Source organism: Pseudomonas sp. B10(2017), from assembly GCF_002113295.1.
GTDB lineage: Bacteria > Pseudomonadota > Gammaproteobacteria > Pseudomonadales > Pseudomonadaceae > Aquipseudomonas > Aquipseudomonas pudica.
This window is the reverse complement of record NZ_NEJU01000010.1, coordinates 72,977-96,655: the sequence shown is the minus strand read 5'-3', so window position 1 is coordinate 96,655 and position 23,679 is coordinate 72,977. Positions and strand designations below refer to the sequence as shown.

The window sequence follows — 23,679 nt, the reverse complement described above, 5'->3', positions numbered from 1 at the left end:
CCTCACCGCTCGATCAGCGCAATGCGCTTGTTGTACCAGTTCATCAGCAGCGAAATGCTGATGCTGATGGCGAGATAGACACTCATGGTGATGGCGATCACCTCGATAGCCTGGCCGGTCTGGTTGAGCACGGTACCGGCGAACAGCGAGACCATCTCCGGGTAGCCGATACCGGCTGCCAGCGATGAGTTCTTCGCCAGGTTCAGGTACTGGCTGGTCAGCGGCGGAATGATCACCCGCAGTGCCTGGGGGATGATCACCTTGCGCAGGGTCGGCCCCTCGCGCAGGCCAAGCGAGTGCGCGGCCTCGGTCTGGCCATGGCTGACCGAACGGATACCAGAGCGCACGATCTCGGCGATGAACGCAGCGGTATAGATGGTCAACGCCAGGGTCAGCGCCAGCAACTCGGGGATCAGTACCCAGCCACCGACGAAGTTGAATCCTTTCAATTGCGGCACTTCCCAGTGCACAGGGCTGCCGAACAGCAGTGCACAAACGCCCGGAATGGCGATGAACATTGCCAGCCCCACCCAGAACTTGTGGAACGGCACGCCGGTCTCGTCGAAGCGCTTGTTGGCAAAGCGCACCATCGCCACGATGGCCAGCAGCGCCAGGACCAGCGCCACGACGAACGGCCAGAAGCCTTCGGCCATGGATGCGCCGGGCATGTTCAGGCCACGGTTGCTGATGAAGAAGGTGTCGTCGATATTGATGCTGCCCCGCGGTCCCGGCAGGGTCAGGAACACTGCGAAGTACCAGAACAGGATCTGCAGCAACGGCGGGATGTTGCGGAAGGTTTCCACATACACGGTCGCCAGCTTGTTGATCATCCAGTTCGGCGACAACCGCGCCACACCGATGATGAAGCCGAGGATGGTCGCCAGTACCACGCCGATGAAGGTCACCAGCAAGGTATTGAGCAGGCCGATGACGAACACCCGCGCATAGCTGTCGGATTCCACGTAGGGGATCAGATGCTGGGCGATGCCGAAGCCGGCACTGCGGTCGAGGAAGTCGAAGCCCGAGGTGATGCCCCGGTGTTGCAGGTTGGTTTGCGTGTTGTGGAACAGATACCAGCCCAGACCGACCACGAAGACTATCGTGAGGATCTGGAACAGCCACGCGCGCACACGTGGATCGCTCAGGGATAAACCCTTTTGTGCGCCGATTCGATTTTGCATGAAGTGCCCCGGACAGTAGGGTTCCGAACAGCCTGCGGCGGCGGGATGCCGCCGCAGGGTGCAGCCATCAGCGCACAGGTGGCGCGTACTGGATGCCGCCGTTGTTCCACAGGGCGTTCATGCCACGGTCGATCTTCAGGTCGGTGCTTTGGCCCAGGTTCTTCTCGAACACTTCGCCGTAGTTACCGACTTGCTTGACGATCTGCACTACCCAGTCCTTGGGCAGCTTGAGGTCCTTGCCGTACTCACCGTCCGCACCCAGCAGGCGGGCGACGTCCGGGTTCTTGGTGCCTTTGGCCTCGGCCTCTACGTTCTTCGAGGTGATGCCCGCCTCTTCGGCGTTGAGCATGGCGAACAGGGTCCACTTGACGATGCTGAACCATTCCTCGTCGCCTTTGCGCACCACCGGGCCCAGCGGTTCCTTGGAAATGGTTTCCGGCAGTACCACGTAGTCGGCCGGCGCGGCCAGCTTGGAACGCTGGGCGAACAGCTGCGACTTGTCCGAGGTCAGCACGTCGCAACGACCGGACTCCAGCGACTTGGCGCTTTCGTCAGAGGTATCGAAAGTGATCGGGGTATATTTCAGGCCATTGGCGCGGAAGAAGTCCGACACGTTCAGCTCGGTGGTGGTACCGGCCTGGATGCAGATGGTCGCGCCATCGAGCTCCTTGGCGCTGGAAACACCCAGTTTCTTGTTGACCAGGAAGCCGACGCCGTCGTAGTAGGTAACACCGGCGAATACCAGGCCCATGCCCGCATCGCGCGAGCTGGTCCAGGTGGTGTTGCGAGACAGCACGTCGACTTCGCCCGACTGCAGGGCGGTGAAGCGTTCCTTGGCGTTGAGCTGGCTGAACTTGACCTTGGTGGCATCGCCGAACACGGCGGCAGCCACGGCGCGACAGACGTCAGCGTCGATACCAATGATCTTGCCCTGTGCATCAGGTACCGAGAACCCTGGAAGACCGTCGCTCACGCCACACTGGACGAAGCCCTTCTTCTTTACCGCATCGAGGGTGGCGCCGGCCTGGGCGTTGCTCACGGCGCCCAGCGCGGCAGCAGCGGCCAGGACTGCCAGGGTGGTTTTCAACATCTTCATTCACAACCTCCAAATCGCTCTTGTTGTATCGAGCCGGAATTGCACCGCACCCTTTTGAGGCGTATCCGACCCGTGTTGGCTTGTTATTGGGTCAATGGCGCAATGGACTGTTCTGTGACAGCCTTCGCGTGCAAAGGGTGTTACCGTCACGGCCTGCCCTTTGCATCGTTGGTGGAATTGCAAAGCGCGTACCAAAATTTCTGGCTGTAGCGTTTAAGCGCAAGTCAAGTAGGGAAAGTTGTATCGTTGCGACATTCTTTTTCCGACAATCATTTCCAGCGCCTTCTTTTCACGCACGCCATAACAAGACCCGCACACTTTCGGAGCAGTCATGACCAATCCGCTGATTCTCGAACCGCAGAAAACCGCAGACGCCTGTGTGATCTGGTTGCACGGCCTGGGTGCCGACCGTTACGACTTCCTACCAGTGGCCGAATTCATGCAGGAACGCCTGCTCAGCACCCGTTTCGTCATGCCCCAGGCTCCAACCCGCCCGGTAACCATCAACGGCGGCTACGCCATGCCCAGCTGGTACGACATCAAGGCCATGACCCCGGCCCGCGCCATTGACGAGGCGCAGCTGGAAGAATCGGCCGAGCAGCTCATTGCCCTGATCAAGGCCGAGCAGGCCAAAGGCATCAGCCTGTCGCGGATCTTCCTGGCCGGTTTCTCCCAGGGCGGCGCGGTGGTGCTGCACACTGCCTATATAAAGTGGCAAGAAGCACTGGGTGGGGTGATCGCCCTGTCCACCTACGCCCCTACCTTCAACGACCAGCATCAGTTGAGCGCCTGCCAGCAACGCACCCCGGCCCTGTGCCTGCACGGCGTGCACGACCCGGTGGTGATCCCCGCGATGGGCCGCACCGCCTTCGAGTACCTGAATACCTGGGGCGTAGCCGCCCGCTGGCACGAATACCCGATGGAACATGAAGTGGTGGTGGAAGAGTTGAGCGACATCCACGACTGGCTGAGCAAGCAATTGCAATAAGCCAGGGCCGCATGTAGTTGTAAGGCTATTCCACTACGCCGCGCCTGAATCTTGCATTACACTGCCCGGCGTACATTCCTTAACCAGTTGACGAGACGATCGTGCTCAAGGCACTCAAGAAAATCTTCGGCAAGGGAGACGCCGCGCCACAGGCCGTCGCTCCTGCTGCCAGCGTGACGCCGCCTGCGCCCGCCCCCGCCAGCGAGGCCCAGCCTGCGGCAAAACCGGCCGCCTCACGCGCCACCCACGCCCCCCTGGCCGAGCAGCCTGCCACCATTACGCCAGCCGCCGACAAGCCGGCCAAGGACAAACCGCGTCGCGAGCGCAAGCCCAAGCCACAGGCCAGCCTGTGGAAACCGGAGGACTTCGTGGTCGAGCCGCAGGAAGGCAAGACCCGCTTCCACGACTTCAAGCTATCCAACGAGCTGATGCACGCCATCCACGACCTGGGCTTTCCGTACTGCACGCCGATCCAGGCACAGGTGCTGGGTTATACCCTGCGTGGCCAGGACGCCATCGGCCGCGCCCAGACCGGTACCGGCAAGACTGCAGCGTTCCTGATCTCGATCATTTCCCAGCTGCAGCAGACGCCGCCGCCGAAGGAACGCTACATGGGCGAGCCACGCGCGCTGATCATCGCGCCCACCCGCGAGCTGGTGGTGCAGATCGCCAAGGATGCCATCGCCCTGACCAAGTACACCGGCCTGAACGTGATGAGCTTCGTCGGCGGCATGGACTTCGACAAGCAGCTCAAGGCCCTGGAAGCGCGCCATTGCGACATCCTGGTGGCCACTCCGGGCCGCCTGCTGGACTTCAACCAGCGCGGTGAGGTGCACCTGGACATGGTCGAGGTGATGGTGCTGGACGAAGCCGACCGCATGCTCGACATGGGTTTCATCCCCCAGGTGCGTCAGATCATTCGCCAGACGCCGCCGAAAAGCGAGCGCCAGACCCTGCTGTTCTCCGCCACCTTCACCGACGATGTGATGAACCTGGCCAAGCAGTGGACCACGAACCCGGCCATCGTCGAGATCGAGCCGGAGAACGTTGCCAGCGAAACGGTGGAGCAGCACGTCTATGCGGTGGCCGGCAGCGACAAGTACAAGCTGCTGTTCAACCTGGTGACCCAGAACAAGTGGGAACGGGTGATGGTATTCGCCAACCGCAAGGACGAAGTGCGGCGCATCGAGGAAAAACTCGTGCGCGACGGCATCAATGCCGCGCAGCTGTCGGGCGACGTGCCGCAGCACAAGCGTATCCGCACCCTGGAGAACTTCCGCGAAGGGCGCATCACTGTGCTGGTGGCCACCGACGTGGCGGGGCGTGGCATCCACATCGATGGCATCAGCCACGTGATCAACTTCACCCTGCCGGAAGACCCGGACGACTACGTGCACCGCATTGGCCGGACTGGCCGTGCAGGCACCAGTGGTGTGTCGATCAGCTTTGCCGGTGAGGATGACTCGTACCAGCTGCCGGCGATCGAAGAGCTGCTGGGGCGCAAGATCAAGTGTGAAATGCCGCCGGATGAGCTGCTGAAGCCGGTGCCGCGCAAGCATCACTGATGCTGGGGCTGCTTTGCAGCCCAATCGCCGGCAAGCCAGCTCCCACAGGTACTGCACAGCTTTCGAAACCTGTGCAGTACCTGTGTGGGCGGGTTCTCCCGCGAACCGGGGCTCCTCCCCGGCCATCAAACAAGGATCTACCAGCGCTCGGCGGCATCCTGGTCACTCTGCTTCCCTTCTACCCACCGCGCCCCTTCCTGGGTATTTTCCTTCTTCCAGAACGGCGCCCGGGTCTTGAGGTAGTCCATGATGAAGTTGCAGGCATCGAACGCCGCCTGCCGATGGGCACTGGCCACACCTACGAACACGATCGGCTCACCCGGCTCCAGTGCACCGATGCGGTGCAGCACCTCCACCTTGAGCAACGGCCAGCGCTGCTCGGCCTCGACCACGATCTTGGCCAAGGCCTTTTCGGTCATGCCCGGATAGTGCTCGAGGAACATCCCCGCCACTTCGCGGCCATCGTTGAAATCCCGCACGTAGCCGACAAAACCGACCACCGCGCCCACGCCGACATTCGCCGCGTGCATGGCGTTGGTCTCGGCCCCCGGATCGAACGCGCCCTCCTGTACTCGCACAGCCATGTTCAGCCTCCGGTCACCGGCGGGAAGAATGCCACTTCATCGCCCTCTTCCAGCGGTTCATTGAGCTTGCACAGTTCTTCGTTGCGCGCACACATCAGGTTCTGCTCGGCCAGCACTTCGTACTGCCCGCCCTTGGCCACCAAGGCCTGGCGCACATCGTCGAGCACCTTGAACGCACCCTCCACCCGCTCGGCATCCACGCCCAGCAGTTCGCGGTAACGGGCGAAGTACATCACCTTGACCTTCATCACGCCTCCACCTTGTAGTGGCCGCTCTTGCCACCGAGTTTTTCCAGCAGGCGCACCTGTTCGATGACCATGCCTTTATCCACAGCCTTGCACATGTCATAGATCGTCAGCGCAGCCACGCTGGCGGCGGTCAGCGCTTCCATCTCCACGCCGGTCTGCCCGGCCAGCTTGCATCGGGCGACGATACGCACGGCGTCCTGCCCTTCGGCGCTGAGCTCGACCTTGACGCTGGTCAGCATCAGCGGGTGGCACAGCGGGATCAGGTCGCTGGTCTTCTTCGCCGCCTGGATCCCGGCAATGCGCGCCACGGCGAACACGTCGCCCTTGGGGTGTTCACCGTCGACGATCATCTGCAAGGTCTGCGGCAACATGCGCACCCGCGCCTCGGCGGTGGCCTCGCGCTCGGTCACGGCCTTTTCAGTGACGTCGACCATGTTGGCCCGCCCCTGGGAATCAAGATGTGTCAGCACTGCTCTGCTCCTGTGAAGGGAATTCGCAGTGTAAACCTGTGAGTCAGGTTTGAGCAGAGGGTGCGTCAACCGGGCCGGCCTCTTCGCGGGCACGCCCGCGAAGAGGCCGGGCGGAGAACCGCCCGGCACCGAGGGTTACAGATGCGACTCGGCGTACTCGGCCAGCACCGAGCGTGGCACGCCCTGCAGGGTGATATGCACGCCATGGGGGAAGTCCTTGAAGCGCTCGGTCAGGTAGGTCAGGCCCGAGCTGGTCGCGGACAGGTAGGGGGTGTCGATCTGCGCCAGGTTGCCCAGGCAGACAACCTTGGAACCGGAACCCGCACGGGTGATGATGGTTTTCATCTGGTGCGGCGTCAGGTTCTGACACTCGTCGATCAGGATCAGGCTCTGCTGGAAGCTACGGCCACGGATGTAGTTCAGCGACTTGAACTGCAACGGCACGCGCTCAAGGATGTACTCGACGCTGCCATGGGTGCTTTCGTCATCCATGTGCAAGGCTTCGAGGTTGTCGGTGATGGCACCCAGCCAGGGTTCCATCTTCTCGGCCTCGGTGCCCGGCAGGAAGCCGATCTCCTGATCCAGCCCCTGCACGCTGCGGGTGGCGATGATGCGTCGGTAGCGCTTGCTGACCATGGTCTGTTCTATCGCCGCAGCCAGGGCCAGGATAGTCTTGCCGGAACCGGCTGCGCCGGTCAGGTTGACCAGGTGGATATCCGGGTCGAGCAGGGCGAACAGCGCCAGGCTCTGGTGGATGTCACGCGGCTTCAGACCCCACGCTTCCTGGTGCAGCAGCGGCTCCTGGTGCAGGTCGAGCAATAGCAGCTCATCGTTGCGGATACCCTTGATCCAGCCGACGAAGCCCTGTTCATCGATGATGAACTCATTGACGTGAACCGCCGGCAGGTTGTCGATCAATTGCACGCGGTGCCAGGTGCGGCCACGCTCCTGACGGGTATCGACCTTGCTCACCCGGTCCCAGAACGAGCCGGTGACCGAATGGTAGCCCTTGGACAGCAAGGACACGTCATCGACCAACTGATCGGTGCTGTAGTCCTCGGCCGCGATGCCACAGGCACGCGCCTTCAGGCGCATGTTGATGTCTTTGGTGACCAGCACAACGTCCAGGTCGGTGCGCCGGGCGCGTACTTCGAGCAACTGGTTGATGATGATGTTGTCGTTGAGGTTTTCCGGCAGCAGCTTGTTCGGCTCGTTGCGCGGAGTCATCAGGATGGACAGGAAGCCCTTGGGCCCACTCTTGCCACGCTGAATCGGCACGCCCTGCTCGACATCGCTGGGCGAGGAGTCACCAAGGGTCTGGTCGATAAGGCGAATGGCCTGGCGGCATTCGGCGGCGATGCTCTGTTTGCCGGTCTTGAGCTTGTCGAGTTCCTCCAGCACCGTCATCGGGATGGCGACATGGTGCTCCTCGAAGTTCAGTAACGCGTTGGGGTCGTGAATCAGGACGTTGGTATCGAGCACATACAGGATAGGCTTGCTGGAGGAAGGGTTGCGTCCTTGGTCATCCATACTCGGTCACCTTATGTCGAAGCCACACGGCGTGGTCTGTTACGCCGCAGAGTGACTGCCGCTGTCCCCGTATCCGCGTTGTTACGGGCGGGAAGCGAACCTGGCTAGGTGGGCCTGGATGACGCCACCTGTGCTGCAGGAATCGGCTGTCTGGTTTCTTCATACCGCAAAAATGATGACTAGAAAAAGTCTTTTTACGTGCAGGTGAAGTTTATTTTTCCAAATGACGAACAGGGGTTGGCGAGGGGGCGTGTGAGGACTACAGTCAAAAATCAGGCTGGCCTTGCAGGGGCCATCGCCAGCTGGCCATGCACGGTACCTGTGGGAGCTGGCTTGCCGGCGATGGGCTGCGTAGCAGCCCCCTATCACCCCTGGTTGGCATATCCTTGGCAATCTTCCCAACCAATCCCGCTCTGCGCCGTATTGCGCAACAACCACTCTACCGCCGGCTGTGCCTTGGGCAGGCTGTCATGGAACTGGATCACTCCCTTGCGCCACAGCAGCATCAAGGTCAGCACCCGCTGGGCAGAGGCCTCGGCGCTCAGTGCGCCGTCATCCTGTGCATCGATGTCCCACAACGACACCTGCAACTGCTGGCTGGCCATGAACGCCTCGCCATCGGCCCGACGCTGCCCATAAGGCGGCCGGAACAATGGCACATACTGCTCCGGCAGGTCGGCTTGCACCCGCGCCTGGCTGCGTCGCAGCGAGTCCTGCCAGCCTGTCCACTGCGCGTGGGAGCGGTACTCCCAACCCTGGACCCCCACGCACTGCCCGGCATAGAGCTTGCGCAAGGTATCTGCCGCGCCGGCATCGCGGCGCTGCTGCAGGCGGTTGCCGAGCACGAAGAACGTGCCTTCAAGCTTTTGCCGACGCAGGTAATCCGCCAGCAGGTCGGTGCTGCCGCCATCCGGCCCTGGCCCGCCGACGAAGGTCAGCAGGAACATTCGGTCGTTCAGTTCATCCCCATTGCGCTCACGCGAGGATAGCCGCTCGACCTCGCTGCTGGTCTGCGGCAGCAACGCCGCCTTGCGCAATTGTTCGTCCAGGTAACGCACATGGAACTGGTGGCTAGGCTCGATCCAACCAGTGTAGAAAGTGCCGACATCGGCAGCGAACGTCGCCGCTTGCGTGCGCAACTCCGCCATCGACGTCACCGGATAGCAGAACGACGCATCCTGCTCGCAACTGCGCTGCGCCTGTTGATAGCCTTCCCACAACCGCTGCCACATGCGCGCCCGCGCCTGGCGCACCTTCTGCAGGTTGACTTGCCGTAGCCCCAGGCGTGCCGCCAGCGCCGCGTCGTCCAGCAGTTCGCTTTCGTGAAGTACCTGGGCGAAGGAGAGGATCTCGGCCCGCGAGGCCACATCGAACAACGCCGGGCTGTCCAGCTGTTCGGGCCACAGGCCGCGGTCCAGGCTCACCTGGGGTGATGACGGGGCGGCCTGCACGGCCAGGCTCAGCAGAGCGGCCAGCAAGGCAGAGGCAATACGCACGGTTGAAGGCTCCGCAACGGCGAAACGCGCACTATAGCCTCTGCACCGGCCATGGTCTGTGACTATCGTCGCCATAGTTTGGACTTGCACCGTACAGCCCGTAGAATTCCCGGCCAACGATGCCAGGAGCCGACCCGATGCTGACGGTGATTTCACCCGCCAAGACCCTCGACTACGACACCCCGCCGGTGACCGAGCGTTTCACCCTGCCCCAGTACCTGGACGACTCCCAGGAACTGATCCAGCAGCTGCGCGACCTGTCGCCAGCGCAGATCAGCGAACTGATGCACCTGTCCGACAAGCTCGCCGGCCTGAATGCAGCGCGCTTCGGCAGCTGGACCCCGGACTTCACCCCGGCCAATGCCAAGCAGGCGCTGCTGGCGTTCAAGGGCGACGTGTACACCGGCCTTGATGCCGAGAGCCTGGGCGATGACGATTTCAACTATGCCCAGCAGCACTTGCGCATGCTTTCGGGCCTGTATGGCCTGCTGCGCCCGCTCGACCTGATGCAACCCTACCGCCTTGAAATGGGCACCAAGCTGGCCAACGCCCGCGGCAAGGACCTGTACGCCTTCTGGGGCACACGCATCAGCGAATGGCTGAACCAGGCCCTGGCCGAACAGGGCGATGACGTGCTGCTGAACCTGGCCAGCAACGAGTATTTCAGCGCGGTGAAACGCAGCGCGCTGAAGGCCCGGGTGATAAACGTCGACTTCAAGGACCTGAAGAACGGCCAGTACAAGATCATCAGCTTCTACGCCAAGAGGGCGCGAGGGATGATGAGCCGCTTCGTCATCCAGCAGCGCATCAGCGACCCGGAGCAACTCAAGCAATTCGATGTGCAGGGGTACTACTACAGTGCCGAGCAGTCGAAGCCGGACCACCTGGTGTTCCTGCGGGATCATCCTTCCGAGTGATCCTGTCACGCCCTCTTCCCGGCTAAAGCCGCTCCCACAGGTACTTCACTGAACGCAAGACCAGTGCACTACCTGTGGGAGCGGCTTTAGCCGCAAAGAGGCCAGCAGCCATTTACGCATCTCTCCTGCCCCGCAACAGGGCGCTCTTCACATCGCCATCACGCCACAAATCCGACGCCAAAAAATCGACACTCTGCCACTTATAGCCAAACGCCATAAGACCGTTCGTAGCTTTTTTGACGAATTTTTCAAAATATTTTTCGATGCTGGCATAAAAATATCTCGCAACAGTTTCGCCCTTTATATATCGGGGCAAAACACCCGTGTGCTATCAGATTGAAATTGTCCGCCACTGAAAAAATATTTAGAAATCTTTCATCCACACCGAACCCACCCCGGAACTTCTGCTACGACGAATCGCTCATAGTGCCGTAACGATTTTCCTGCCCCCGGGCTGTGAGAGATGACTTACAGATGACAACGGCAGGTATCCACTACCAGCCCAACAACTTCGACAGGTATGACGGGCACCCCCCGAAGAGCCTGTCCATGCAGGAGAGACGCGTCCCTTTCAATTCGTCCTAGTGGTTGATTTCAAAGGATTTTTCCACTTGAAAAAACAAGCACAGCAAAGCGCCATGTAGCGCCTTGCAATAAAGACGGCTGCATTTCAGGGCACGTTTTTTAATTAATGGCTTTTTACTGCCACATTTGAGTGCATAACTTTTTGCGCTCCGGATTTATTTTGCCTGCGCTCGGCGAAGTGTGCATTTCGCCATGGATCCGTGCGCCCGAAAACTGTTGTTAATCAACCCAGTCCGGCTCTCTCCGGAGGTGCCGACGTGATAAACACATGAGGTGATAGCGATGCGTATCAGCATCTTTGGTTTGGGTTATGTGGGTGCGGTCTGTGCAGGTTGCCTGACGGCGCGAGGCCATGAAGTGATCGGTGTGGATGTGTCCAGCACCAAGATCGACCTGATCAATCAGGGCAAGTCGCCCATCGTCGAACCTGGCCTGGAAGCACTGCTGCAACAGGGCATCGCCAACGGCCGCCTGCGCGGTACTACCGATTTCGCCGAAGCCATCCGTGCCAGCGACGTATCGATGATCTGCGTGGGTACCCCAAGCAAGAAGAACGGCGACCTGGGCCTCGAGTACATCGAGTCGGTGTGCCGCGAAATCGGCTACGTGCTGCGTGACAGCGAGCGCCGCCACACCATCGTGGTACGCAGCACCGTGCTGCCGGGCACCGTGAAGAACGTGGTGATCCCGATCCTCGAAGACTGCTCGGGCAAGAAAGCCGGCGTCGACTTCGGCGTCGCGGTCAACCCGGAATTCCTGCGTGAAAGCACCGCGATCAAGGACTACGACCAGCCACCGATGACCGTCATCGGCGAACTGGACAGCGCCAGCGGCGACATCCTGCAGGCCCTGTACGAAGAGCTCGACGCACCGATCATCCGCAAGCCGATCGAAGTGGCCGAGATGATCAAGTACACCTGCAACGTGTGGCACGCCACCAAGGTCACCTTCGCCAACGAGATCGGCAACATCGCCAAGGCCGTAGGCGTGGATGGCCGTGACGTGATGGACGTGGTCTGCCAGGACAAAGTACTGAACCTGTCCCAGTACTACATGCGCCCTGGCTTCGCCTTCGGCGGCTCGTGCCTGCCCAAGGACGTGCGCGCCCTCACCTATCGCGCCGCCAGCCTCGATGTACGCGCACCGCTGCTCGACTCGCTGATGCGCAGCAACGAATCGCAGGTGCAGAACGCCTTCGAACTGATCGAAGCCCACGACAAGCGCAAGGTCGCCCTGCTCGGCCTGAGCTTCAAGGCCGGCACCGACGACCTGCGTGAAAGCCCGCTGGTGGAACTGGCCGAACGCCTGATCGGCAAGGGCTACCAGCTGGACATCTACGACGAGAACGTCCAGTACGCCCGCGTCCACGGCGCCAACAAGGACTACATCGAGTCGAAGATCCCGCACGTGTCGTCGCTGCTCAACGCCGACTTCCAGAAGGTGATCGACAACGCCGACATCATCGTCCTGGGCAACCGTGACGAGCAGTTCCGTGCGTTGGCCCAGCAAGCGCCGGCCGGCAAGCACGTGATCGACCTGGTCGGCTTCATGAGCAAACCGACCTGCGCCACCAGCCGTACCGAAGGCATCTGCTGGTAAGTGCTGGCCGGGCAGCGGGGGCCTCCCCACCCCCGCTGCCCACCTTTTCCCGAATTCTCGACGGATGCTGAACATGCAAAGGATCCAGACAGTGCTGTTGCAGTGCGCCGGTTGGCTGCTCTACATGAGTCTGCTCATGCTGATCGCCCTGGCCCTGCCAGCCGATATCTTCGACTCGCAGTCGAAGCACTTCATCTTCCTGGTCGGCGCAGTCGGCATCTGGCGCTATTCCATGGGCGCCACCCATTTCATCCGCGGCATGATCTTCCTCTACGGCGTGTACCCGTACCTGCGCCGCAAGGTGCAGAAAATGGGCAAGGACGCCGACCCGTCCCACGTTTACCTGATGGTGACCAGCTTCCGCATCGAAGCGCTGACCACCGCCCAGGTGTACAGCTCGGTGATTCGCGAGGCGATCAACTGTGGCTTCCCCACCACCGTGGTCTGCTCGCTGGTGGAGATGTCGGACGAACTGCTGGTGAAAAGCCTGTGGGCCAAATACAACCCGCCCGCCCACGTGAAGCTGGACATCGTGCGCATCGCCGGTACCGGCAAGCGTGACGGCCTGGCCTACGGTTTCCGTGCCATCTCGCGCATGCTGCCGGACGAGAACGCCGTGGTGGCGGTCATCGACGGCGACACCGTGCTGGGCGATGGCGTGGTACGCAAGACCGTGCCGTGGTTCAAGCTGTTCCCCAACGTCGGCGGCCTGACCACCAACGAGTTCTGCGAAGTGCGTGGCGGCTACATCATGAGCGAGTGGCACAAGCTGCGCTTCGCCCAGCGCCACATCAACATGTGCTCGATGGCCCTGTCCAAGCGCGTGCTGACCATGACCGGGCGCATGTCGATGTTCCGCGCCAGCGTGGTGACCAACCCCGAGTTCATCGCCGACGTCGAAAGCGACTCGCTGATGCACTGGCGCCTGGGCCGCTTCAAGTTCCTCACCGGTGACGACAAGTCCAGCTGGTTCAGCCTGATGCGCCTGGGCTACGACACCTTCTACGTGCCGGACGCCGCCATCAACACGGTCGAGCACCCGCCGGAGAAGAGCTTCTTCAAGGCCAGCCGCAAACTGATGTACCGCTGGTACGGCAACAACCTGCGGCAGAACTCCCGCGCGCTGGGCCTCGGCCTGCGCCGCCTGGGCCTGTTCACCAGCATCGTGCTGTTCGACCAGCGCGTGTCGATGTGGACCAGCCTGCTGGGCCTGACCGTGGCGGTAATCGCCAGCCTCAAGTTCGGCATGGGCTTCCTGCTGGTGTACCTGCTGTGGATCGGCATCACCCGTCTGATCCTCACCATCATGCTGCTGTGCTCCGGCCATAACGTGGGCCCGGCCTACCCGCTGATTCTCTATTACAACCAGATCATCGGCGCGCTGATGAAGATCTACGTGTTCTTCCGCCTCGACAAGCAGTCCTGGACGCGTCAGCCCACTGCCCTCAAGCGTGACCTCGCCAGCTTTCAACAATGGTTCAACACCTGGTCCTCGCGGACCATGACCTTCTCGGCTGCCAGCATCTTCGTCGCTGTGCTGTTCATGGTCGTGTGAGCCCAACCCGGATCGGAACTAACAGGAACAAACCACATGAATACCGCCGTGAACGTCAACGTCGTGCATGAGTCCGAAGCCCAGCGCCAGCACGCCCGGGTACGCATCCCCGCCAAGCTGCGCTTCCTCGACCCTCAGCGCCAAGCCCACGATGTGAAGGTCGACGATCTTTCCGCCGGAGGCCTGAGTTTCCACACCAAGCAACCACTGTCGGTTGGCGACGTGCTCCGCGGGCGGCTGCAGTTCACGGTCGACAACCTCGGCCTGTCGATGGACATCGAGTTCCAGGTGCGCTCCTACAACCCGGACAGCGGCCGTACCGGCGCGCAGTTCCAGAACCTCGAGCCACGCGACATCGCCACGCTGCGCCACATCATCACCTCGCACCTCTCGGGTGAACTGATCACTGCCGGCGATGTGCTCAGCACCTTGCAGCGCGACAACTTCACCAAGGCACGCAAGCAGAAGGATGGCGGCAGTGGCCTGAGCGCCTTCGGCCGCCTCAAGGCAGTCACCGTCACCCTCGGTGTATTCGTAGTCGGTGTCGCCGCCTTCGGCTTCATCGCCAAGTCGCTGTACGGCATGTACTTCGTAAGCCATGCCGAAGCCGGCGTGGTCGCGGTACCCACCACCAACGTCACCATGCCGCGCGACGGCACCGTGAACAGCCTGGTCGAAAGCGGTGGCCAGATCGCCAAGGGCGCACCACTGGCCAGCTTCACCACCAGCATGCTGGACATGCTCAAGGGCAACCTGGAAGACGCACAGCTGGAGCCGGCGAAGATCGAGGAACTGTTCGGCAAGCAGCTGTCCGGCACCCTCACCAGCCCGTGTGATTGCGTGGTTGCCCGCCAGCTGGTCGACAACGGCCAGTACGCCGCCAAGGGCCAGCCGATCTTCCAGCTGATCCCGCGTACCACCAACCCGATGATCGAGGCGCGCTTCACCTACCGCCAGTTCGACGAGGTCAAGCCAGGCACCCGGGTCAACTTCCAGGTAGCCGGCGAAGACGAAGTACGCACCGGCCAGATCGTCAGCAGCGCCAGCCTCAACAGCGAAGACCTGGCCGCCGACATCCGTGTGCAGATCAAACCTGACAGCGCCCTGCCCGCCGAACTCGCCGGTCGCCCGGCTTCGGTCAACAGCGACCGTGGCCCATCGCTGAACTGGCTGATCGACAAAGCCATGGCCCGTGGGCTGTAAGAGGATCACAACATGATTCCCCACAAGAAAAGCGCCAGCCTGGGCCTGTGTGCCCTGGCTGCTGCCATCACCCTGGCCGGCTGTGCGGGCCTGCCCGACCAGCGCCTGGCCAACGAAGCCATGAAGCGCGGTGACACTGCACTGGCCGAGCGCAACTACAAGGCGCTGGCCGACCTGGGCTACAGCGAAGCGCAAGTGGGCCTGGCCGACATCAAGGTTGCCACCCGCGATCCGGCGAAAATCAAGGAAGCCGAGGCTACCTACCGCGCCGCGGCCGCCATTTCGCCGCGTGCCCAGGCGCGCCTTGGCCGCCTGCTGGTGGCCAAGCCCGACAGCACCCAGGCCGAGCGCGAAGAAGCCGAAACACTGCTCAAGCAAGCCGCCAAGCAGGGCGAAAGCAACACCCTGATCCCGCTGGCGATGCTCTACCTGACCTACCCGCAGAGCTTCCCCAAGGTCAACGCGCAGCAGCAGATCGACCAATGGCGCGCCGCCGGCAACCCGGAAGCGGGCCTGGCCCAGGTGCTGCTGTACCGCACCCAGGGCACCTACGACCAGCATCTGGGCGAAGTGGAAAAAATCTGCAAGGCCGCGCTGAACAGCACCGACATCTGCTACGTCGAACTGGCCACCGTGTACCAGAAGCGTGGCCAGGCCGACCAGCAGGCTGCCCTGCTCGGCCAGCTCAAGGCTGCCTACGCCCGTGGCGCAGTACCGGCCACCCGGGTAGACAGCGTTGCCCGGGTCCTGGCTGACCGCAGCCTCGGCCAGACCGACGAGAAAACCGCCAAGGACCTGCTCGAACAGGTGGCCCCGGCCAACCCGGCGTCCTGGGTCAGCCTGGCGCAACTGGTGTACGACTTCCCAGAGCTGGGCGATACCGACCAGCTGATGGCCTACATCGACAAGGGCCGCGAAGCCGAACAGCCACGCGCCGAACTGTTGCTGGGCCGCCTGTACTACGAAGGCAAGACCGTGCCTGCGGACGCGGCCAAAGCCGAACAACACCTGCAGGCTGCCGCCGACGCAGGCGAAGTCAGCGCCCATTACTACCTGGGCCAGCTGTACCGCCGCGGCTACCTGGGCAACGTCGAGCCACAAAAGGCCGTCGACAACCTGCTGGCCGCCGCCCGTGGTGGGCAGAACAGTGCCGACTATGCCCTGGCCCAGCTGTTCAGCGAAGGCCATGGCATTCGCCCGCAACCGGGCAACGCCTGGGTATTCGCCCAGCTGGCCCAGGCCAACCCGTCGCCGCAGTCCGCTGAACTGCTGCAGCAGCTCGACCAGCAACTTACGCCTGACCAGCGCAGCCAGGCCCAGCAACTGCTGGCACAAGAGAAGCAGGCACGCGGCAGCATGGCGCAAGGCGCCAACAGCACCCTGGCCATCGAAGCCCTGCAAGACGATGAAAAAGAAGTAACCGGTGAGGACTCGCTATGACGCTCAATCCCTTCGTGAAAGCCGGCATCGGCCTGAGCTTCGCCCTGCTGTGGTCCTGCCCGACCCTGGCGGAAATGACCGCTGAAAAGAACTTCGGCCTGGATGTGAAGATCACCGGCCAGTCGGAAGACGACCGTGATCTGGGCACCCGCTCCGGCGGCGACGTCAACGGCCTGGGTCTCGACTTGCGCCCTTGGGTATATGGCGAGCGTGGCAACTGGAGCGCCTATGCCATGGGCCAAGCCGTCACCGCGACCGACACCATCGAAACCGACACTCTGCGCCAGAACGACGACGGCACCACGACCGACACCGCCGCCGACGGCCGTGAGCAGGACAAGAGCTACCTGGCCATGCGCGAATTCTGGGTCGGCTACAGCGGCCTCACCGCCTATCCCGGCGAGCAGCTGCGTTTCGGCCGCCAGCGCCTGCGCAGCGACGATGGCATGTGGCGCGACACCAACATCGAGGCGCTGAACTGGACCTTCGACACCACCCTGCTCAAGGCCGACCTGGGCGTTGCCCAACGCTTCAGCGAATACCGCACCGACCTCACCGAGCTGGCCCCCGAAGACAAGGACCGTACGCACGTCTACGGCAATGTCGCCACGCAGTGGACCCCTGGCCACTGGGTTGGTGTACGCGCCCACCACACCCACGACGGCGGCAGCCTGAAGAACCCGGGCGAAACCGTCGATGCGCTGGACAAGACCCGCACCGGCGACCTCACCTGGCTGGGCCTGGAAGCCAACAGCGACGCCTACAACTGGCGCAACGACCACACCGTCAACTACTGGGGCAGCGTCACCTGGCTGACCGGTGACCGCGACACCCTCAGCAGCCAGGTGGTCGGCGACGACACCGTGGCCACCGGCAAGCAGAGTGGTGATGTCAACGCCTGGGCCACCGACCTCGGCATCCGCCTGCGCCTCGACCCGCAATGGCAGGTCGGTGCGGCCTACGCCCGTGGCAGTGGCGGTGGTGGCGACGACGGTTCGAGCAACTACGAGCAGACCGGCCTGGAGAGCAACCGCTCCAACTACACCGGTACCCGTTCGCGCGTGCACCGCTTCGGTGAAGCCTTCCGCGGCGAGCTGGGCAACCTGCAGGCGGCCACCCTGTTCGCCTCCTGGCAGCTGCGCGACGACTACGACGCCAGCTTCATCTACCACAAGTTCTGGCGTGTCGATGGCAACCAGAACATCGGTTCCAGCGGCATCAACGCGGTGGTCAACGACAACGGCGTGAACCGCCCGCTGGTCGATGGAGAAAAAGACCTTGGCCAGGAAATGGACGTGGTCGTGACCAAGTACTTCAAGCAAGGCCTGCTGCCGGCTTCGATGAGCCAGGCCATCGACGAGCCATCTGCCCTGGTGCGCCTGCGTGCTGGCGTGTTCAAGCCGGGCGATGCCTATGGCAAGGAAGCGGACTCGTACATGCACCGCGCCTTCGTCGACGTGATCTGGCGCTTCTGAGGCCGGTAGAGGACTTACCGTTATGAACCTTCACCCGCACTTACGTCACAGCCTGTTGGCCAGCGCCTTGCTGCTGGCCAGCGGCCTGGTGGCTGCCGCAGAGCCCCAGGTGATCGCCAAGGAACTGCAGCAGGCCAAGACCTACACGGTCTCCAGCGCGCCGATCGAGCCGCTGCACATGGACCCGCCGAAGCTGCCTGACCTGACCGGCTACACCTTTGATGCGGTGCAGAAGAAAATCGACCGCCGCCACAAGGGCAAGGTCAGCCTGCGCCGCATGTTCCAGGAGGATACCCTCAAGGAATTCGTCGGCGGCGACAACAAGGCGGCCGAGTGGGTCCAGCGCCAGCATGGCATTCCACAGGCGATCTTCATCGATGACGGCCATGTCGACCTGGTCGAGCTGAGCAAGAAGGTACCCAAGCAGTACCTCAGCGAAGTCGAGCCGGGTGTGTACCTGGCGCGCCTGCCGATCGTGGTCGGGCAGAAGGGCATCCTCGAGATCGACGGCAAGGTCAAGCAGCTGCGCCTGTCCCAGGAAGGCGGTTCGTTCCTGGTCAACGACGGCAAGCTGTTCGTCACCGACACCCAGGTGACCGGCTGGCGGGAAAAGGAAAATGGCCCGGCGACCTTCCGCTCGCCCAAGGAATTCCGCCCGTTCCTGCTGTCGTGGGGCGGTACCGAGACCTACATCGTCAACACCAAGATGGCCAGCTTCGGCTACGCCAAGTCCAAATCGTACGGCGTGAGCATCTCACAGTACACGCCGAACATGGCCAAGCGCATGGGCCGCCCGGAACCCACCGGTTGGATCATCGGCTCTGAGTTCAGCGACATGTGGTACGGCTTCTACTGCTACGAGACCCAGGACTTCGTGGTCAAGGACAGCACCTACCGCGACAACATCGTCTACGGCATCGACCCGCACGACCGCTCGCACCGGCTGATCATCGCCGGCAACACGGTGTACGGCACCAAGAAGAAGCACGGCATCATCGTTTCGCGTGAAGTCAACGACAGCTGGATCATCAACAACAAGAGCTTCGACAACAAGCTCTCGGGCGTGGTGATCGACCGCAACAGCGTCAACAACCTGATCGCCTACAACGAGATCTACCGCAACCACACCGACGGCATCACGCTGTACGAAAGTGGCGACAACCTGATCTGGGGCAACAAGCTGATCAACAACCGCCGCCACGGCATCCGCGTGCGTAACAGCGTGAACATCCGCCTGTACGAAAACGTCGCCATGGCCAACGGTCTGGTCGGCGTGTACGGCCACATCAAGGACCTGTCCAACACCGACCGCGACATCGCCCTCGACCCGTTCGACACCAAGGTGTCGCTGATCCTGGTCGGTGGCGAACTGTCGGCCAACGGCTCCGGCCCCCTGTCGATCGACTCGCCGCTGTCGGTCGAGCTGTACAAGGTGTCCATGCTCGCCCCGCGCAAGGCCAGCGGTATCAGCCTCAACGGCGTTCTGGGCGAACGCCAGGACGAAATCCTCGACCTGCTGGTACGCCAGCAAAAGGCTGTGCTGATCGACCCGGTCGAACGCCAGACCGAAATGATCGATTAAGGAAGCCCAGACCATGACCCCACATCTGATTAAACTGCTGGGCCTGTCCGCCGCCCTCCTGGCGATCAGCCAGGGCGTGCGCGCCGAAGACGTCAAGGCCCCTACCTTCAGCGCCGAGCCTTGCTGCCAGCTGTGCCCTGAAGCGCATGACCCAAGCCGCTACACAACCCGTTACCAGCAGAACTTCACCACGCTGGTGCAGGCTCAGGGCGACTGGCTGTTCCGTACCCGCGAAGACCTGCGCACCGAGTTCAATACCACCCCGGCCGGCTACAAGCGCCTGCAGCAAGTGCACGACGCGTTCAAGAAGCGCGGCGTGGAGCTGGTGGTGGTGTACCAGCCGACCCGTGGCCTGGTGAACCGCAACATGCTCAACCCGGCGGAAAAGGCTGCCTTCGACTACCAGAAGGCCCTGGGCAACTACCAGGCCATGCTCAAGCGCTTTGCCAGCATGGGCTACAACGTACCCGACCTGTCGCCGCTGACCAACGAACAGCTGGCCGCTGCCGACCAGGGCAAGGACTTCTACTTCCGTGGCGACCAGCACTGGACGCCTTACGGCGCCGAGCGCGCTGCCAGGATCGTGGCCGATACCGTGCACAAGATGCCGGCCTTCGAAGGCATCCCGCGCAAGGAATTCGAAACGAAAAAGTCCGGGCGCATGGGCAAGACCGGCACCTTGCATAACGTCGCCGGTCAGCTCTGTGGCACCAGCTACGCCGTCCAGTACATGGACCAGTTCGCCACCGAGCCCAAAGGCTCCGACAGTGGCGGTGACGACCTGTTCGGTGACGCCGGCAACGCGCAGATCACCCTGGTGGGTACCAGCCACAGTGGCAAGAACTACAACTTCGCGGGTTTCCTGCAACAGTACATTGGTGCCGATGTACTGAACGTCGCCTTCCCCGGCGGCGGCCTGGAAGGCTCGATGATCCAGTACCTGGGCAGCGAGGAATTCCAGAAGAACCCGCCGAAGATCCTGATCTGGGAATTCTCCCCGCTGTATCGCCTGGACCAGGAAACCATCTGGCGACAAATCCTTGGTCTGCTCGACGACGGCTGCGATGACCGCCCGGCCCTGATGAGCGCCAGCGCCACCCTCAAGCCCGGCAAGAACGAGCTGATGGTCAACGGCAAGGGCGGCGTGATCAAAGACCTGATCAACCGCAACATCCAGATGGACGTCAAGTTCGAAGACCCGTCGGTGAAGGTGCTGCAGGCCACCCTCTGGTACCTCAACGGTCGCCACGAGGACATCAAGCTGGAAAAACCGGAAACCTCCGACACCGACGGGCGCTTCGTCTTCCAGATGCGCGAAGACGAGGACTGGGCCAGCCAGAGCCTGCTGGCGTTCGAGGTGCAGGGGCCGGAAAGCGGTACCCAGAAGGTCGAAGCCAAGCTCTGCAAACGCAACAACTTCGCCGTGCCCGCGCAGACCGCGCAGGCCGGCCAGTGAGGCGACCATGACCATGCTCAAGCGAATCTTCCGCCCTGCCCTGCTCACCCTGGCCCTGTTCGGCGGCGCCGCGCAGGCCGCGCTGGTGCCCCCGCAGGGTTATTACGAGGGCATTGAAAAGCTCAAGACCGGAGACGGCAACTTCCATTGCGAGCCGGCGCCAAAGCCGTACACCGGCGCGTTGCAGTTCCGCAGCAAGTACGAAGGTTCGGACAAGGCTCGGGCGACGCTCAACGTAGCCTCGGAAAAGGCCTTTCGCAAGTCGACCGAGGGCATCACCACCCTCGAGAAGGGCGTGAGCAAGATGGTCGGCCAGTACATGCGTGACGGCCGCCCGGCCCAGCTGGATTGCGCGCTCACCTGGCTGGGCTCATGGGCACGTGCCGATGCGCTGATGTCCACCGACTACAACCACACCGGCAAATCCATGCGCAAGTGGGCGCTGGGCAGCATGAGCGGGTCCTGGCTGCGCCTCAAGTTTTCCAACTCGCAGCCGCTGGCCGCGCACCGGGAAGAGGCCGAGCTGATCGAGAAGTGGTTCGCCCGCCTCGCTGAACAGACCGTGCGCGACTGGAGCGACCTGCCACTGGAGAAGATCAACAACCACAGTTACTGGGCGGCCTGGTCGGTGATGGCTACCGCCGTGGCCACCGACCGCCGCGACCTGTTCGACTGGGCGGTGAAGGAATACAAGGTCGGCGCCAACCAGGTGGATGAACAGGGCTTCCTGCCCAACGAGATCAAGCGCAAGCAGCGCGCCCTGGCGTATCACAACTACGCCCTGCCGCCGCTGGCGATGATCGCCAGCTTCGCCCAGGCCAATGGTGTCGACCTGCGCAGCGAGAACAACTTCGCCCTGCAGCGTCTGGGCGAAGGCGTGCTGGCCGGTGTACGCGACCCGAGTCAATTCAAGGCACGCGCCGGCGAGAAGCAGGACATGACCGACCTGAAGATCGACAGCAAGTATTCATGGCTCGAACCCTGGTGCGCGCTGTACCACTGCGTCGGTGACACCCTGGAGCGCAAGCACGACATGCAGCCGTTCAACAGCTTCAGGCTCGGCGGCGACGTGACACGGGTCTACGACCCGAGCGCAAAGAGCAAGAAGTGACACCTCCCATCTGGGAGTGAACCTGTGGCAGCGGGCTTGCCCGCTACCACAGGGACCTAAGTTGCCTCCCGGTTTTTCGCTGGGGGGTTTGGGGGGCGCTTTGCCCCGGATGCTGTGAACAAAAAGGAGAACCGGGATGGTCTTCTCGTCCAACGTGTTCCTGTTCCTGTTCTTGCCGATCTTCCTCGGCCTGTACTACTTGAGCGGGCAACGTTATCGCAACCTGCTGCTGCTGGTCGCCAGCTACATCTTCTACGCGTGGTGGCGGGTGGACTTCCTGGCCCTGTTTGCCGGGGTCACCCTGTGGAACTACTGGATCGGCCTGAAAGTCGGCGCTGCCGGTGTGCGTACCAAGCCCGCGCAGCGCTGGCTGCTGCTCGGCGTCGGTGTCGACCTGGCGATCCTCGGCTACTTCAAGTACGCCAACTTCGGTGTCGACAGCCTCAACGCGATCATAACTTCGTTCGGCCTGGAGCCGTTCATCCTCACCCACGTGCTGTTGCCGATCGGTATCTCGTTCTACATCTTCGAGTCGATCAGCTACATCATCGACGTGTACCGCGGCGATACCCCGGCCACCCGCAACCTGATCGACTTCGCGGCGTTCGTGGCGATCTTCCCGCACCTGATCGCCGGCCCCGTGCTGCGCTTCAAGGACCTGGTCGACCAGTTCAACAACCGCACCCATACCCTGGACAAGTTCTCCGAAGGCTGCACCCGCTTCATGCAGGGCTTCATCAAGAAAGTGTTCATCGCCGATACCCTGGCGGTAGTGGCCGACCACTGCTTCGCCCTGCAGAACCCGACCACCGGCGATGCCTGGCTCGGCGCCCTGGCCTACACCGCGCAGCTGTACTTCGACTTCAGCGGCTACAGCGACATGGCCATCGGCCTGGGCCTGATGATGGGCTTCCGCTTCATGGAGAACTTCAAGCAGCCGTACATCAGCCAGTCGATCACCGAGTTCTGGCGGCGCTGGCACATCAGCCTGTCGACCTGGCTGCGCGACTACCTGTACATCACCCTGGGCGGTAACCGCAAAGGCACCTTCAACACCTACCGCAACCTGTTCCTGACCATGCTGCTGGGCGGCCTGTGGCATGGCGCCAACTTCACCTACATCATCTGGGGCGCCTGGCACGGCATGTGGCTGGCCATCGAGCGCGCGCTGGGCATCGACACCAACCCCCAGCGTTTCAACCCGGTGAAGTGGGCATTCACCTTCCTGCTGGTGGTGGTCGGCTGGGTGATCTTCCGTGCCGAGAACCTGGAAGTGGCCGGCCGCATGTATGGCGCCATGTTCAGCTTCGGTGAATGGCAGCTGTCGGAACTCAACCGTGCCCAGCTCACCGGCCTGCAGGTAGCCACCTTGGTTGTCGCCTACATCACCCTTGCGTTCTTCGGCCTGCGCGACTTCTACCGCAACGCCAGGCCAACGCCCAAGGCCACCCCGGTGGAGGTCAACAGCGACGGTTCGATCGGCCTGGACTGGACCCGGGTGATGACCCGCGCCCTGGTGCTGCTGCTGTTCGTGGCCTCGATCCTCAAGCTTTCGGCGCAGAGCTACTCGCCGTTCCTTTACTTCCAGTTCTGAGGTT

The 23,679-nt window shown here is 62.4% G+C and carries 19 protein-coding genes; 12 read left to right on the top strand and 7 right to left on the bottom strand.

What is annotated here, in order from left to right:
• Nucleotides 1-2: 2 nt before the first annotated feature.
• Together CAF92_RS14290 and CAF92_RS14285 are read right to left on the bottom strand one after the other, a co-directional pair.
• Nucleotides 3-1,181: an amino acid ABC transporter permease gene (locus tag CAF92_RS14290; protein ID WP_085601197.1), complete on the bottom strand. Its 1,179-nt coding sequence runs from the start codon at nucleotides 1,179-1,181 to the stop codon at nucleotides 3-5.
• Between the two features lie 67 nt (nucleotides 1,182-1,248).
• Nucleotides 1,249-2,277, bottom strand: coding sequence for an amino acid ABC transporter substrate-binding protein (locus CAF92_RS14285; protein ID WP_046616498.1), 1,029 nt, complete (start codon nucleotides 2,275-2,277; stop codon nucleotides 1,249-1,251).
• 331 nt (nucleotides 2,278-2,608) lie between these two features.
• On the opposite strand from CAF92_RS14285, the gene CAF92_RS14280 reads away from it, so the two are divergent.
• Both CAF92_RS14280 and rhlB read left to right on the top strand, forming a co-directional pair.
• Nucleotides 2,609-3,265 carry an alpha/beta hydrolase gene (locus CAF92_RS14280; RefSeq protein ID WP_046616497.1) on the top strand — a complete coding sequence of 219 codons (657 nt, stop codon included), beginning with the start codon at nucleotides 2,609-2,611 and terminating at the stop codon, nucleotides 3,263-3,265.
• A gap of 101 nt (nucleotides 3,266-3,366) precedes the next feature.
• Complete coding sequence (rhlB, locus tag CAF92_RS14275; RefSeq protein ID WP_046616496.1) at nucleotides 3,367-4,830, top strand: ATP-dependent RNA helicase RhlB; 1,464 nt, start codon at nucleotides 3,367-3,369, stop codon at nucleotides 4,828-4,830.
• Between the two features lie 137 nt (nucleotides 4,831-4,967).
• On the opposite strand, the gene moaE is transcribed toward rhlB, so the two are convergent.
• The 5 genes from moaE to CAF92_RS14250 form a co-directional block, all read right to left on the bottom strand.
• The gene (gene moaE, locus CAF92_RS14270; protein ID WP_013974144.1) at nucleotides 4,968-5,414 is read right to left on the bottom strand and encodes a molybdopterin synthase catalytic subunit MoaE; all 447 of its coding nucleotides are present in this window, start codon (nucleotides 5,412-5,414) and stop codon (nucleotides 4,968-4,970) included.
• A gap of 2 nt (nucleotides 5,415-5,416) precedes the next feature.
• On the bottom strand, nucleotides 5,417-5,662 hold the full coding sequence (moaD, locus tag CAF92_RS14265) for a molybdopterin converting factor subunit 1 (protein ID WP_085601196.1): 246 nt from the start codon (nucleotides 5,660-5,662) through the stop codon (nucleotides 5,417-5,419).
• Nucleotides 5,662-6,132, bottom strand: a complete 471-nt coding sequence (gene moaC, locus CAF92_RS14260) for a cyclic pyranopterin monophosphate synthase MoaC (protein ID WP_003251775.1) — start codon at nucleotides 6,130-6,132, stop codon at nucleotides 5,662-5,664. Before moaC ends, moaD begins: the two co-directional genes overlap by 1 nt.
• A gap of 135 nt (nucleotides 6,133-6,267) precedes the next feature.
• Nucleotides 6,268-7,662 (bottom strand): PhoH family protein, encoded by a 1,395-nt coding sequence (locus tag CAF92_RS14255; protein ID WP_046617058.1) that lies wholly within the window; start codon nucleotides 7,660-7,662, stop codon nucleotides 6,268-6,270.
• A 365-nt stretch (nucleotides 7,663-8,027) separates the two neighbouring features.
• Nucleotides 8,028-9,158 carry a polysaccharide deacetylase family protein gene (locus CAF92_RS14250; RefSeq protein WP_085601195.1) on the bottom strand — a complete coding sequence of 377 codons (1,131 nt, stop codon included), beginning with the start codon at nucleotides 9,156-9,158 and terminating at the stop codon, nucleotides 8,028-8,030.
• A 137-nt stretch (nucleotides 9,159-9,295) separates the two neighbouring features.
• On the opposite strand from CAF92_RS14250, the gene yaaA reads away from it, so the two are divergent.
• The 10 genes from yaaA (at nucleotide 9,296) to CAF92_RS14200 (ending at nucleotide 23,675) form a co-directional block, all read left to right on the top strand.
• Nucleotides 9,296-10,075 (top strand): peroxide stress protein YaaA, encoded by a 780-nt coding sequence (gene yaaA / locus CAF92_RS14245; RefSeq protein ID WP_085601194.1) that lies wholly within the window; start codon nucleotides 9,296-9,298, stop codon nucleotides 10,073-10,075.
• 867 nt (nucleotides 10,076-10,942) lie between these two features.
• The gene (locus CAF92_RS14240) at nucleotides 10,943-12,259 is read left to right on the top strand and encodes a nucleotide sugar dehydrogenase (RefSeq protein ID WP_003257136.1); all 1,317 of its coding nucleotides are present in this window, start codon (nucleotides 10,943-10,945) and stop codon (nucleotides 12,257-12,259) included.
• A gap of 73 nt (nucleotides 12,260-12,332) precedes the next feature.
• Entirely contained in the window at nucleotides 12,333-13,814 is a 1,482-nt protein-coding gene (locus CAF92_RS14235) for a glycosyltransferase family 2 protein (RefSeq protein WP_046617055.1), read from the top strand.
• Between the two features lie 36 nt (nucleotides 13,815-13,850).
• Entirely contained in the window at nucleotides 13,851-15,017 is a 1,167-nt protein-coding gene (locus CAF92_RS14230; protein ID WP_046617054.1) for an alginate biosynthesis protein Alg44, read from the top strand.
• 12 nt (nucleotides 15,018-15,029) lie between these two features.
• Nucleotides 15,030-16,457, top strand: a complete 1,428-nt coding sequence (gene algK / locus CAF92_RS14225) for an alginate biosynthesis TPR repeat lipoprotein AlgK (RefSeq protein ID WP_046617053.1) — start codon at nucleotides 15,030-15,032, stop codon at nucleotides 16,455-16,457.
• Nucleotides 16,454-17,932, top strand: coding sequence for an alginate export family protein (locus CAF92_RS14220; RefSeq protein ID WP_046617052.1), 1,479 nt, complete (start codon nucleotides 16,454-16,456; stop codon nucleotides 17,930-17,932). Before algK ends, CAF92_RS14220 begins: the two co-directional genes overlap by 4 nt.
• 22 nt (nucleotides 17,933-17,954) lie before the next feature.
• Nucleotides 17,955-19,514, top strand: a complete 1,560-nt coding sequence (gene algG / locus CAF92_RS14215) for a mannuronan 5-epimerase AlgG (protein WP_085601193.1) — start codon at nucleotides 17,955-17,957, stop codon at nucleotides 19,512-19,514.
• Between the two features lie 13 nt (nucleotides 19,515-19,527).
• The gene (locus CAF92_RS14210) at nucleotides 19,528-20,970 is read left to right on the top strand and encodes an alginate O-acetyltransferase (protein ID WP_085601192.1); all 1,443 of its coding nucleotides are present in this window, start codon (nucleotides 19,528-19,530) and stop codon (nucleotides 20,968-20,970) included.
• A gap of 7 nt (nucleotides 20,971-20,977) precedes the next feature.
• Complete coding sequence (locus CAF92_RS14205; RefSeq protein ID WP_046617049.1) at nucleotides 20,978-22,081, top strand: mannuronate-specific alginate lyase; 1,104 nt, start codon at nucleotides 20,978-20,980, stop codon at nucleotides 22,079-22,081.
• A gap of 136 nt (nucleotides 22,082-22,217) precedes the next feature.
• A complete protein-coding gene (locus CAF92_RS14200) occupies nucleotides 22,218-23,675 on the top strand; it encodes an MBOAT family protein (protein ID WP_046617048.1) in 1,458 nt (485 codons plus the stop codon).
• The last annotated feature ends 4 nt before the right edge of the window (nucleotides 23,676-23,679 follow it).